We start from the raw sequence: 12,762 nt of genomic DNA, 5'->3' as shown, positions 1-12,762 counted from the left end.
ACGTGGGGGGGGGGGGGGGGGGGGGGGGGGGGGGGGGGGGGGGGGGGGGGGGGGCGGGGCGGGGGGGGGGGGGGGGGGGGGGGGGGGGGGGGGGGGGGGCGGCCCCCCCCCCCCCCCCCCCACGGCGAGCAGAGTCAGGTCAGGCCGGGCCGTCCGCCCCGTGCGGCCCGTCGGTGGATTCGGCGGTACGCAGCCAGACCGCGGTGTCGGACGGCAGCAACCCGTCGTCGAGCGGCCCGCTGGCCAGCAGCAACTCCCCCTGAGCTGGCATCGGCACCGCCTCGGCGGACAGGTTGACCAGGCAGCTGAAGCCACCGCCGCGGCTGAACGCGAGCACCCCGTCCGGGGCGGGCAACCAGGTCAACTCGCCGTCACCGAGCGCCGGGTCGGCCTTTCGGGCCTGGATCGCCGCCCGGTACAGCTCCAACATCGAGGCCGAGTCGCCGGTCTGCGCGCTGGCCGTCCGGTCCTTCCAGTCGGCCGGCTGCGGCAGCCACGGCGCGACGGCGCCCTCGGGGCTGAACTCGAACGGCGGCTCGTCCCCGCCCCACGGCAGCGGTACGCGGCAGCCGTCCCGACCGGGGTCGATCCGGCCGGACCGCTCCCACATCGGGTCCTGCCGCAGCGCGTACGGGATGTCCTCGACCTCGTAGAGGCCCAGCTCCTCGCCCTGGTAGACGTAGGCGGCGCCGGGCAGCGACAGCGATAGCAGCGCGGCGGCGCGGGCGCGGCGAGTGCCCAGCTCCAGGTCGGTGGGGATGCCCTCGCGCTTGGCGGCGAAGCTGAACCGGGTGTCCGCCCGACCGTAGCGGGTGACGTGTCGGGTCACGTCGTGGTTCGAGAGCACCCAGGTGGCCGGCGCGTTGACCGGCGCGTGCGCGCTCAGCGTGCCGTCGATGCTCTCTCGCAGCGCCGCGGCGTCCCAGGCGCAGCCGAGGAAGTCGAAGTTGAACGCGGCGTGCAGCTCGTCGGGGCGCAGGTAGTTGGCGAACCGCTGCCGGTCCGGCAGCCACACCTCACCGATCAGCGCCCGGTCGGGGTACTCGTCGGCGACCCGACGCCAGCCCCGGTAGATGTCGTGCACCCCGTCGAGGTCGTGGAACGGGTGCGGCTCGTCCTCCCGGACCTCGGGCAGCGTCCCGTCCTTGACCAGGAGCCCGGCCGAGTCGATCCGGATGCCGTCCACCCCCCGGTCGAACCAGAACCGCAGGATGTCCTCGAACTCCGCCCGTACCCGGGGGTGGTCCCAGTTGAAGTCCGGCTGCTGGGGGGCGAAGAGGTGCAGGTACCAGTCGCCGGGGGTGCCGTCCGGGTTGGTGGTGCGGGTCCAGGTCTCGCCGCCGAACTCGCCGATCCAGTCGGTGGGTCGCTCGTCGCCGTTCGGGCCTCGGCCCGGTCGGAACCAGAACAGGTCCCGTTCCGGCGCGCCGGGACCGCCGGCGAGCGCGGCCTGGAACCAGGGGTGCGCGTCGGAGCAGTGGTTGGGTACCACGTCGACGATGGTCCGGATGCCCAGCGCGTGCCCCTCGGCGATCAGCGCCTCCACCTCGGCCAACGTGCCGAAGACCGGGTCGATGTCGCGGTAGTCGGAGACGTCGTAGCCGGCGTCGGCCATCGGGGACGGGTACCAGGGACTGAACCAGATCGCGTCGACGCCGAGCGCGGACAGGTGGTTCAGCCGGGACCGGATGCCGGCGATGTCGCCGATGCCGTCGCCGTTGCCGTCGGCGAAGCTCCGGGGATACACCTGGTAGATCACGGCTCCCCGCCACCACGGACTTCTGTCAGCTGTGGACACGAGCACCTGCTTTCTGCGTCAGTACGTCGGCGGGATCGCCGGACCTGGTCGTGTGTCGGGCGAACGGTCGTTGTTCGCCGCGCGGAAGGATGCGGTAGGGGCTATCCCTTGATGCTGCCCGTGGTCAGACCGGACATGATGTTCCGTTGGAAGATCAGGAAGATGATGACTGTCGGGATCGCGGCGATGACCGACGCGGCGATGACCACGTTCATCGGTGTGCCGCCGGCGAAGGTGTAGATGCCGACGCTTACCGTCCGGGTCTCGGGCGAGGGCATGACCAGCTTCGGCCAGAGGAAGTCCTTCCACACCGCCGTCACGGCGAAGATCGAGACGACGCCGAGGATGGGGCGCGACAGCGGCAGGATGATCGACCAGAGCGTACGCAGCGACGACGCCCCGTCCATCAGGGCGGCCGCCATCAGCTCCTCGGGGATCGAGTCGAAGAACCGCTTCAGCAGGAAGATGTTGAAGGCGTTCGCGACCATCGGCAGCCAGATGGCGAACGGTGAGTCGAGCAGGTTGATATGCAGGATCGGCAGGTCGAGCACGGTCACGTACTGCGGCACGATGAGGACCATCGCCGGGATCATCAGCGTCGCCAGCATCAGGCCGAGGATCGCGTTGCCGAAGATCGGTCGAAGTTTGGACAACGAGTACGCCGCCGCGCTGTCGAAGACGAGTTGGAACAGCACCGCGCCGATCGCGTAGTAGAAGGTGTTGAAGAGCAGCTTGGCGAGGGCCAGGTTGTTCCACGCGTCGATGTAGTTCTGCGGCTGCGGGTCCTTCGGGAACAGCGACGGTGGGGTCTGCGCGATCTCCTGGCCGGACTTGAGCGCGCCGGTGACCATCCAGTAGAGCGGTCCGAGGAAGACGAGCGTGAACCCCGCCACCACGACGACCAGCAGCGTCCAGTAGATGACCCGGCCGCGCCCCCGGCTGAGCTGGGATTGGGAGATGAGGGTCCGGGTTCCGGAATCCTGTGCCATTCCTCGCCGTCCTAGTCCTGTTTCGCAGTCAGTCGCACGTACACCGCGGAGAAGCCGGCCAGCACCACGAGCATGATCACGCCCAGCGCGGCGGCGCCGTTGAGGTCGTTCTGGAAGAAACCGTGCTGGTAGATGAGGTACGCCACCGAGGTTGCGGAGTCCTCCGCGCCCGCACCGTTGGCGAGGATCAGCGGCTCGATGAAGAGCTGCATCGTGGCGACGATCTGCAACATCGCCAGGAGCGCGAGGATCAGCCGGGTCTGCGGGATGGTCACGTGCCGGATCCGGCGCCAGATCCCGGCGCCGTCGAGCTCGGCCGCCTCATACAGCTCGCCGGGGATGTTCTGCAACGACGCCAGGTAGATCAGCACCGCGCCGCCCATGTTCATCCAGGTCGACGCGACCACCATGGCCGGCATCGTCATCTCCGGCGACTGCATCCACTGCGAGGTGGGCAGGTGCAGTGCCTTCAGGATCGCGTTGAAGAGACCCGCCTCGCTGGGGTCGTACGCGTAGAACTTGAAGAGGAACAGCGCCGACGCCGGCGGCAGCATCACCGGCAGGTAGACCAGGATTCGCAGGTACCCCTTGGCGTGCCGGAACTCGTTGAGCAGGATCGCCACGAAGAACGGCACCACGTACCCGAGGGCGAGCGCGAGCACCGTGAAGTAGAAGGTGTTCTGCCAGGCCGTCCAGAAGCTCGGGTCGGCGATGATGCGGGAGTAGTTGTCCCAACCCACCCAGGTGGTCTCGCCACGCCGGGTGCGCTGGAAGCTCATCACGATGCCGCGGATCATCGGGTACCAGGAGAAGACGACGAAGCAGAGCACCGCCCCGATCAGGAACGCGTGACCGGTGAGGTTGTCCCGTACCTTGCGGCCGAGGCTCGTGCGCTGCGGCCTCGCCGAGTACGGCGACGGCGGGCGGCCCGGTTTCCTGGGGGTCTCCGGGACGGTGGTGATCGCCAAGGCAACTCCTGGGTGAGTCGGTGACGTCGAGACGTGGTGCGAGTGGCGTGGGGGTCGGGTCGGCGTCCCGACCCCCACACGATCGGTCAGCTCTCGGCGGCGAGGAGCTGGTTGACCTTCTCCTCGGCGGTCTTGAGCAGTGCGTCGATGTTCGAGTTCGGGTTGGTCAGCACACCCGACATCGCGGCGTCGAGCACCGCGTAGACGGCCTGCGCGTTGCGCGGCTCACCCTTGATCGGAACCGGGGTCGCCTCGAAGAGCGCGAAGTTCGCGGTGTCCACGTTCGCGTTCGCCTTGCGCAGCTCCAGTTCCTGCTTCTGCGCGTCACTGCCGTTGGCGAAGAGCAGCGGCTGGGGCAGACCCACCGGGTAGTTCTGCGGCTTGGCCCGGACGTAGTCGAACTGACCCTTGCCCGGGGTGAGCTTCTGGTACGCGATCCACTTCAGACCGGCCTTGACCTGCTCGGGCGTGAGGTCCTTCTTGAAGAAGTAGCCCTCGCCACCACCGAGCGTCCCCTTCGCCGCGCCGTCCTGGCCGGGCAGCGGAGCCATCGCCCAATCCTGGAACTTGCCCTGGAACTGGCTGACGATCGCCTGGGTCGCGTCCGGCGCGCCGATGAACATGCCGACTTTGCCCGCGCCGGCGTTCGTCAGCAGGTCGCCCCACTGCAGTAGCTGACGGGCGCCCATGCTGTTGTCGCCGTACCGCATGTCCTTGAGGTTCTGCAGAACCTGCTTGCCCATGGCGTTGTTGAAGTCGGCCTTCTTGCCGTCCTCGGTCAGCACCCGGCCACCCTGCGAGTAGAGCAGGGAGGTGAAGTGCCAGCCGCCGGTGTTGCCGGCGCTGTACTCCGAGTAGCCGGCGATGCCGTTGCCGAGGGCGGAGATCTTCTTGGCGGCGGCCCGGACATCGGCCCAGGTCTTGGGCGGGTTGTTGACGTCCAGCCCGGCCTGCTGGAACAGGGCCTTGTTGTAGACCAGGCCCATCGAGTAGTTCTTCACCGGAACGGCGTAGAGCTTGCCGCCGTCGGTGAAGACCTCCTTGAGCGCCGGGTCGACGCTGTCCCAGGTCGGGATCGTGTCCTTGCTGACCTGCTGACTGATGTCCATCGCCTGACCGGAGTCGAGCACCTGCTGGAGATCGGTCATGTACCCGTAGAAGACGTCGGTCACGGTGCCGCCGGCGAGGCGGGCGGTGAAGTCCGGCGGGTTGTTGCACTGCTCGCCGACGCTGACGCTCTTGATGGTGATGTCCGGGTTCTGCTTCTGGAACTCGGCGACGTCGTCGTTCCAGTTCTTCAACAGCTCTTTCTGGGCGCCGACCGGCTGACAGTCGACCGTGATGGTGACCTTGCCACCGGCGTTCGAGCCCTTGTCGTCGCTCTTCGTGGAGCACGCCGTGAGGCTGAGCCCCAGGCCGGCCACGAGCGCAACCGCCGCAGCCTTTCGGTATTGCGGTACGGACATCTGTCCATCCCTTCGGGAACGGGTGTCTCCAATGACCTTCGCTGATCTGCGGTGATACGACCTGACGCCCAGTAGCTGCGTCGGAGCCAGGTGTGAGTGGAGTCACTGTAGCGAGGCCGACTCATTTCGGCAAGGTATCGACCCTGTTCCGAAAGGACACGACGTGATTACGGCAGATGTTGGCAAGACACTGAAAGCAGCCCGATTTGCCAGCGATTGATCCCCTATGGCCGGTCATTCGACCCGGTCGATGCCGACCGTGGCGGGCAACGACGAAAACGGCCGCCGACCGCGGGAGGCGGTCGACGGCCGAAGCGTCGTACGGGGTGGTGCCTAGCGGCCGGGAGCGGGCGCGGTGGAACCCCGCACCACCAGCTCCGGCTCGAACAGCAACTCGTCCTGCAGTACGCCGGCGCCCTCGATCTGGGTGACCAGCAGATCCACGGCGGCCTGCCCCATCGTCTCGATCGGCTGCCGCACTGTGGTCAACGGCGGGTCGGTGCACGTCATGAAGGCGGAGTCGTCGAAACCCACCACCGACACGTCGGCCGGCACCGAACGCCCCAACCGGCGAGCCGCGCGGATCGTGCCCAACGCGAGCACGTCGCTGGCGCAGATGATGCCGGTCACGCCCCGCTCGACCAACTTCGTGGCGGCGACCCGCGCGCCCTCCATCGAGAAGCTGGAACGCTCGACGCACTCCGCGTCGCCCTCGTCCCAGCCGGCGGCCTGGATCATCGCGTCGAGCTTGCGCCGGGACGGCACATGCCCCTCCGGGCCGAGCACCATCCCGATCCGTTCGTGCCCGAGCGAGCGCAGGTGCCCGTACGCCTGCTCCACCGCCACCGCGTCGTCGGTGGAGACCCTGGGGAAACCCAACTCGTCCACACCGGCGTTGACCAGCACGACCGGAAGCCCCCGGTCGGTCAGCCGACGGTAGTGGTCGTGTCGAGCGTCGGCGAGCGCGTACGAGCCACCAGCGAAGATCACCCCGGAGACCTGGTGGTCGAGGAGCATCTCCACGTAGTCCATTTCGGAGACCCCGCCGATGGTCCGGGCACAGAGCGCCGGGGTGTAGCCGCGCTGGGCCAGAGTGCCGGTGACGACCTCGGCCAACGCCGGGAAGATCGGGTTCTGCAACTCGGGCAGCACCAACCCGACCAGCCGGGCGCGTTCGCCGCGCAACTTGGTCGGTCGCTCGTAACCGAGCACGTCCAGGGCCGTCAGCACGGCGGTGCGGGTCGCCTCGGAGACCCCGTCGCGGCCGTTGAGCACCCGGCTGACGGTGGCCTCGCTGACGCCCGCCTTCTTGGCAACTTCAGTCAACCGCTTGGTCACGGTCGCAATCGTACGTCACCTTAATGAAAGAAATGAACAGCGATTTGTCCAGCGTTTGCTGACCTGCTGCTTGATTGCTGCGCGGGCTGAGGGTCAGGACAGGTCGCGTAGGGCGGATTCGATGGCCCGGTGGAAGGTCGGGTACGCGTAGATCATGTGCCGGAGCTGACTCAGCGGCACCGCCGCGTGCACCGCCACCACCAGCGCGGACAGCACTTCGCCGCCGGCCGGGCCGACCGAGGTCGCGCCGATCAGTACGCCCTGGTCGGCGTCCGCCACGAGCTTGATGAAACCGTCGTCGCCGACCCGGTGGATCCAGCCCCGGGTCGAGCTGCCGAGCTTGGTGAAACCCACCTGCACGTTGATGCCGCGCTCCTGGGCCTGCTGCTCGGTGAGCCCGACCGCGCCGATCTCCGGGTCGGTGAAGGTCACCCGGGGCAGCGCCCGGTAGTCGGCGCGCGGGACGGTGCCGGCGGACCCGCTCGATCCGCTGGCGGCCAGCGCGCTGGACGCGCCCATCGCTCCGCCGACCACGCTGGAGGTGCCGCTGGCGTCCGCCCCGGCCTTCGTCTGGCGGGCGCGGGCCAGGAGGTCGGCGATCACGATCCCCGCCTGGTACATGGCGATGTGGGTGAAGGCGCCCTCGCCGGTGATGTCGCCGACCGCCCAGACGTGGTCGGTGACGTGCAACCGGTCGTCGACCGGGAGGTAGCGCTGGCTGGCGTCCACGCCGATGGTGTCCAGACCCAACTCGGCGAGGTGGGCCTTGCGCCCGGTCACCACCAGCAGCCGTTCGGCGGTGAACTCCGCGCCGCCGCCACCGCGCAGGGTGAACCTGGTCCCGTCGTGGTCGACCCGTTCGGCGCGTACCCCGGTGTGGATCTCCACGCCGTCGGCGCGCAGCGCCGCGGCGGCGACCTCGGACGCCTCGGGTTCCTCGACGGCCAGCACCCGGTCGAGTGCCTCGACGACGGTGACCCGGGACCCGAAGCGGGCGAAGACCTGCGCCAGCTCCAGGCCGATCGCGCCGCCGCCGAGCACGAGCAGCGACTCCGGCAACTCCTCGGCCTCGATCGCCTGGTGGTTGGTCCAGTACGGCGTGTCGGCCAGACCGTCGATCGGCGGCACCGACGGACGGGTGCCGGTGCCCAGCACCACCCCGTGTCGGGCCTCGAACACCTGGTCACCGACGCGGACCCGGCGTGGACCGTCGAGCCGGCCGCTGCCCCGCACGAGCCGGCCGCCCTTGCCGACGAACCGCTCCGCCGCGACCGTGTCGTCCCAGGTGTCGGTGGCCTCCTCGCGGATCCGCTTCGCCACCGGCGCCCAGTCCGGCTGGACCTGCGCCGTCCCGGCGAGCCCGTCGACCCGGCGAGCCTCGGCGAGAGCGTTGGCCGCTCTGATCATCATCTTGCTCGGGATGCAGCCCCAGTACGGGCACTCCCCGCCGACCAGATCCCGCTCGACGCCGACGACGCTCAGGCCGGCCTCGGCGAGCCGTTCGGCCACCTCCTCGCCACCGACTCCGAGCCCGACCACGACCACATCCACCAGCTCTGGCTCCGCCACACCGAACAGCATCCCCCAGCGGCACCACCCCGACCATCGGGGTCGGCGGAAAAGTCGGCACGCTCACCGGCCCGGACGCTTACCGTGGCCGGATGCACGCACGCTTCGCTCCGGTCCGGGACTGCTTCCACGACCTGTTCGCCTCCGGCCGGGAGACCGGCGCCGGCCTGACCATCTGGTACGACGGGCAGCCAGTCGTGGACCTGGTCGGCGGCTCCCGCAGCGGCCACGGGCCGGGCGGCGAGCCGTGGCTGCCGGACACGCTTGTGAACGTCTACTCGGTCGGCAAACCGGTGGCCGCGCTCTGCCTGTTGCTGCTCGTCGACCGGGGAGCTGTCGATCTCGACGCGCCCGTGGACCGGTACTGGCCGGAGTTCCGCACTCCCGCCACCGTGCGTCACGCGTTGTCGCACACCGCCGGGCTGCCGGCCTTCCCGGTGCCCCGGCCGGCCACCGCGGTCGCCGACTGGGCGTTGCTCACCGGCGACCTGGCCGCCGCCGACCCGGAGTGGTCGCCGGGCTCGGTCGCCGCGGAACACGCCTGGACGTACGGGCACCTGGTGGGCGAGCTGGTCCGTCGCGTCGACGGACGGTCGGTGGGCCGGTTCCTGGCCGAGGAGATCGCCGATCGGTGGCAGCTCGACCTCGGGTTCGGGCTGACCGAGGCGGCCCAGCGGCGCTGCGCGGACCTGCGGTACGGCGACCCGCAGTGGCCGACCCGCAAGCTCGGCGAACCGGGGTCACTGCGCGCTCGGGCGCTGGGCAACCCGACCGGCGGGCTGGACCTGGCCGTGCTGAACACCCCGCTGTGGCGGGGTGCCGAGATGCCGGCGGTCAACCTGCACGCCACCGCGCCCAGTCTGGCCCGGCTCTACGCCGGCCTGCTGGCCGGCGGCGTCCTGGACGGCGTCCGGCTGTTCAGCCCGGACCTGGTCGCGGAGGCGACCCGGGTCCAGTACGACGGGCCGGACCTGCTGCTGGACCGCCCGGTCCAGTGGGCGCTGGGCATGCAACGGGAGCCGGACGGCAGCTGGGGCATGGGCGGCCTCGGCGGCAGCAGCGCGTGGGCCGACCCCGAGCGCGGCTACACCTTCGCGTACGCCACGGCGCACCTCGCCGAGCACGACCGGGTGGACGAGCTGGTCGAGGCGTTGCACTCGGTCCTCTGATCAGCGCAGCCAGACGGGGTCGGTGCCGGGCACCGAGAGCGGCGGTGGGTAGTCGAACGCCTCGGGCAGTTTCCACGGTTGGTGGATGGCCTTGCCCCGCACCCCGGCCAGCTCCGGCACCCACCGACGCACGTAGTCACCGGCCGGGTCGTACCGTTCGGCCTGCCGGACCGGGTTGAACCCCCGGTAGGGCTTCGTGTCGTTGCCGGTGCCGGCGACCCACTGCCAGTTACCGGAGTTGTTCGCCACGTCCCCGTCGAGCAGCCAGCGGAAGAACACCGCCACCCCGGACCGCCAGTCCTGTCCGAGGTGCTTGGTCAGGTAGCCGGCGGTGATCAGCCGGGCCCGGTTGTGCATCCAGCCCTGCGTCCGCAGCTGCCGCATCCCGGCGTCGACGATCGGCATCCCGGTGCGTCCCTCGGTCCAGGCCGCCAACGCGTCGTCGTCGTAGCGCCACTGCTCGGTGGCGCCCCGCCGGTACGCCGCGGTCGAGATCTCCGGGAAGGCGGCGGTGACCTGGTAGTAGAAGTCCCGCCAGCAGAGCTGCCGGACGAACGGGCCGGACCGGTCCCCGGCGCGGTTCGCCACCGCCAGCGGCGATACGCAGCCGAAGCGCAGGTACGGGCTGAGCCGGGAGGTGTCATCGCCGGCCATGTCGTCGTGCTGATCGCCGTACCGGGTCAGGTCGGGCAGCCAGTCGGTGAGCCGCGCCTGGGCGAGCCGCTCGCCGCCGATGGCCGCGTCCGGCGAGTCGCCGGCCGGCAGCGCCGGCCGCCGGCCCACGTTCACCCGGTCGGGCAGCGCGATCCGGCGCGGCGCGGCCAACTCCTCGCGCCACCGGTCGGCCGCCCAGGCCCGGTGGTACGGGCTGAACACCCGGTAGTGGTCACCGCCGCCACCGGGCCGCAACGCGCCCGGCTCGACCACTGTCAACCCGGGAAACAGTCGCAGGTGCAGCCGGTGCCGCTCGCAATCGGCGCGTAGTCGTCGCTCCCGACGGGCGGCGTAGTGGCTGACGTCGGCCGAGAGCGCGACGGCGGTCGCCCCGACCTCGTCGGCCAGCCGGATCGTCTCGGCCACCGGGTCGCCGTGCCGGACCACCAGGTCGCCACCCCGGTCGCAGAGTTGGGCGCGCAGGTCGGCGAGGGCCTGGTGCAGGAAGCGGGTGCGGTTGGCGGAGAGGTCGGCCAGCGCCGGGTCGAGCACGTACAGCGGCACCACCTGGTCGAAGGCCGCACAGGTGGTGGCCAGCGCCGGGTGGTCGTGCACCCGCAGGTCGCGGGTGAGGAGCACGATCGCCGTGCTCGCGGTCACCGGCTCTCCGGGTGGATCGTCGGCCCGGGGATGACGACCGGGGTACCGGTCGAGCTGAGCAGGGCCCGCGCGGCCACCGCCATCCGTCGCCGCTGCGGCACCAGGGCCCGCCGGACGAAGACGTCGTAGTCCTGCGCGGCCACCTCGTCCAGGATGCCGCCGTAGAGCGCGTACGCGGTGCGCATGCAGGCCTGCGAGGCGGGCGCCAGCATGGTGATGCCCGGTGCGGCGGCGGCGTAGTGCGCCTGGGCGCGGGTCACCTCGTACTCGATCAGCTCGCGGGTCCGGGGCGTACCGCGGCCCCGGGCGCGGGCCTCGGCCAGCTCCTCGCGGGTGACCCCGAACTTCGCCAGGTCCTCGTCCGGCAGGTAGGTGCGGCCCCGGTCGAGGTCCTCGGCGACGTCCCGGATGAAGTTGGTGAGCTGGAAGGCGAAACCGAGCTGCCGGGCCGGCTCCCGGGCCGCCGCCGGGTCGGAGCTGCCCAGGATCGGCAGCATCATGGTGCCGATGACCGCCGCCGAGCCCTCCATGTAGTCGAGCAGGTGGTCGTAGGTGGGGTACGCGGTGACGGTGAGGTCCATCGCCATGCTCTTCAGGAACGACGCAAAGTCGTCCCGGTCGAGATCGAAGACGGCGATCGTGTGCAGCACGGCCGGCAGGAGTGGGTCGTCGACCGGCGCGCCGTGCAGACCGGCCACGAACTGACTGGCCCAGTGATCCAGCAGGGCGGCCCGCTCGGCCGGCGGCAACTCCTCGGTGCGGTCGACGATCTCGTCCGCGTACCGGGTGAACCCGTAGAGGGCGTGCACATGTCGTCGTTTCCAAGCGGGGAGCAGTCGGGTGGCGAGATAGTAGGTGCGGCCGTGACGTTTGTGCAGCTCACGGCACCGGTCATAGGCAGCGGTGAGATCAGTTTCCACCGGCCCTCCTCCATTTATCGACGCACCAATCGACGCAACTCGTAGCCTAGGGTACGCTCAGCCGCATGGCCAACGACGCAGTTGCGGGCAACGTGACCCGCGTGGCGCCGACAGGGCCGGGGGACGGGGACGATCCGGTCCGCGCCGTTCTGGCCGCGTACACCCACGATCTGGTCACGGCGGTCGACGAGACCCTGAACGCCTTCCTCACCACCGAGGTCGACACCCTCAACGACATCGACCCATCGATGGGCAGCTTCGCCGCCACCGCGCGGGAGGCAGTCCTGGCCGGCGGCAAACGCATCCGGTCCACGTTCGCCTACTGGGGTTGGCGCGGGGCGGTCGGCGGCACCGCGGCGCTGCCGCCCGTGCTGCCCGCGCTGGCCGCGCTGGAGCTGCTGCACACCTTCGCGCTGGTGCACGACGACGTGATGGACGCGTCCACCACCCGCCGTGGCCGACCCACCGCACACGTCGCGCTCGCCGAACAGCACGTCGCCGCCGGCCACCGAGGTGATCCCGGCCGGTTCGGTGACGCCGTCGCCGTACTCATCGGCGACCTCTGCATGGTCTGGGCCGACCAGTTGCTGGCCCACGCCTCGGTGCCGTCGACCCGACTCTTCGAGGTGCGCCGCTGCTACGACCAGATGCGGGTGGAGACGGTCGCCGGGCAATATCTCGACGTGCTCGGCGAGAACGACCCGGCCAGCTGGTCGGTCGACCGGGCACTGCGGGTGGCCCGCTACAAGACCGCCAGTTACACAGTCCAGCGACCACTGCTCTTCGGGGCCTGCCTGGCCGGGGTGCCCGCCGACGATCCGCTGGTCTCCGCGTACACCCGTTATGGCCTGGCCGTCGGCGAGGCGTTCCAGCTCCGCGACGACCTGCTCGGCGTCTACGGCGACCCGGCGGCCACCGGCAAGCCGGCCGGGGACGACCTCCGCACCGGCAAGCCGACCGCGCTCCTCATGCTGGCCCGGGAGCTGGCCACGCCGGCCCAGCTCACCGCGTTGGAGGCGGCCGCCGGTGGACCGGTCGACACGCTGGCCAAGCTGGTCGCCGAGACCGGCGCGGTGACCCGGGTGGAGCAGATGATTGGCGAGCGGGTGAGTGACGCGTTGGCCGCGCTGGACGCCGCACCCGTGGACCAGACGGCGCGGACCGCGCTGACCGGGCTGGCCACCGCCGCTGCCAACCGGCGGGCCTGATGAGCGACTTGAGCGAGGAGGTG

10 protein-coding genes are annotated in these 12,762 nt (G+C 70.5%); 2 read left to right on the top strand and 8 right to left on the bottom strand.

Annotated elements, in window-relative coordinates; translation table 11 throughout:
- Positions 1 to 139 precede the first annotated feature (139 nt).
- The 6 genes from ACFYL6_RS12510 to ACFYL6_RS12485 form a co-directional block, all read right to left on the bottom strand.
- Positions 140 to 1,759, bottom strand: a complete 1,620-nt coding sequence (locus ACFYL6_RS12510; RefSeq protein WP_387170616.1) for a glycoside hydrolase family 13 protein — start codon at positions 1,757 to 1,759, stop codon at positions 140 to 142.
- Positions 1,760 to 1,899: 140 nt separating this feature from the next.
- The gene (locus ACFYL6_RS12505) at positions 1,900 to 2,787 is read right to left on the bottom strand and encodes a carbohydrate ABC transporter permease (RefSeq protein ID WP_387170614.1); all 888 of its coding nucleotides are present in this window, start codon (positions 2,785 to 2,787) and stop codon (positions 1,900 to 1,902) included.
- 11 nt (positions 2,788 to 2,798) lie between these two features.
- Positions 2,799 to 3,755 (bottom strand): carbohydrate ABC transporter permease, encoded by a 957-nt coding sequence (locus tag ACFYL6_RS12500; protein WP_387170612.1) that lies wholly within the window; start codon positions 3,753 to 3,755, stop codon positions 2,799 to 2,801.
- 86 nt (positions 3,756 to 3,841) lie between these two features.
- Positions 3,842 to 5,221, bottom strand: coding sequence for an ABC transporter substrate-binding protein (locus ACFYL6_RS12495; protein ID WP_387170610.1), 1,380 nt, complete (start codon positions 5,219 to 5,221; stop codon positions 3,842 to 3,844).
- A gap of 333 nt (positions 5,222 to 5,554) precedes the next feature.
- On the bottom strand, positions 5,555 to 6,559 hold the full coding sequence (locus ACFYL6_RS12490) for a LacI family DNA-binding transcriptional regulator (RefSeq protein ID WP_238657870.1): 1,005 nt from the start codon (positions 6,557 to 6,559) through the stop codon (positions 5,555 to 5,557).
- Positions 6,560 to 6,652: 93 nt separating this feature from the next.
- Positions 6,653 to 8,140, bottom strand: coding sequence for a dihydrolipoyl dehydrogenase family protein (locus ACFYL6_RS12485; protein WP_387170608.1), 1,488 nt, complete (start codon positions 8,138 to 8,140; stop codon positions 6,653 to 6,655).
- 80 nt (positions 8,141 to 8,220) lie between these two features.
- Here ACFYL6_RS12485 and ACFYL6_RS12480 point away from each other — a divergent pair, with 80 nt between their 5' ends.
- Positions 8,221 to 9,297, top strand: a complete 1,077-nt coding sequence (locus ACFYL6_RS12480) for a serine hydrolase domain-containing protein (RefSeq protein ID WP_387170606.1) — start codon at positions 8,221 to 8,223, stop codon at positions 9,295 to 9,297.
- Here the strand turns inward: ACFYL6_RS12480 and ACFYL6_RS12475 are convergent, their stop codons facing one another.
- Positions 9,298 to 10,611 carry a cryptochrome/photolyase family protein gene (locus tag ACFYL6_RS12475; protein WP_387170604.1) on the bottom strand — a complete coding sequence of 438 codons (1,314 nt, stop codon included), beginning with the start codon at positions 10,609 to 10,611 and terminating at the stop codon, positions 9,298 to 9,300.
- Entirely contained in the window at positions 10,608 to 11,531 is a 924-nt protein-coding gene (locus ACFYL6_RS12470; protein ID WP_387170602.1) for a phytoene/squalene synthase family protein, read from the bottom strand. Before ACFYL6_RS12470 ends, ACFYL6_RS12475 begins: the two co-directional genes overlap by 4 nt.
- A gap of 65 nt (positions 11,532 to 11,596) precedes the next feature.
- Between ACFYL6_RS12470 and ACFYL6_RS12465 the strand changes: the two genes are divergently transcribed.
- Positions 11,597 to 12,739, top strand: a complete 1,143-nt coding sequence (locus ACFYL6_RS12465; protein WP_387170600.1) for a polyprenyl synthetase family protein — start codon at positions 11,597 to 11,599, stop codon at positions 12,737 to 12,739.
- Positions 12,740 to 12,762: the final 23 nt, after the last annotated feature.

It is taken from the genome of Micromonospora sp. NPDC007208 (genome assembly GCF_042869175.1).
Taxonomy (GTDB): Bacteria; Actinomycetota; Actinomycetes; order Mycobacteriales; family Micromonosporaceae; genus Micromonospora; species Micromonospora foliorum.
The sequence above is the reverse complement of the archived record's forward strand: the minus strand, read 5'-3'. Positions and strand labels throughout refer to the sequence as shown.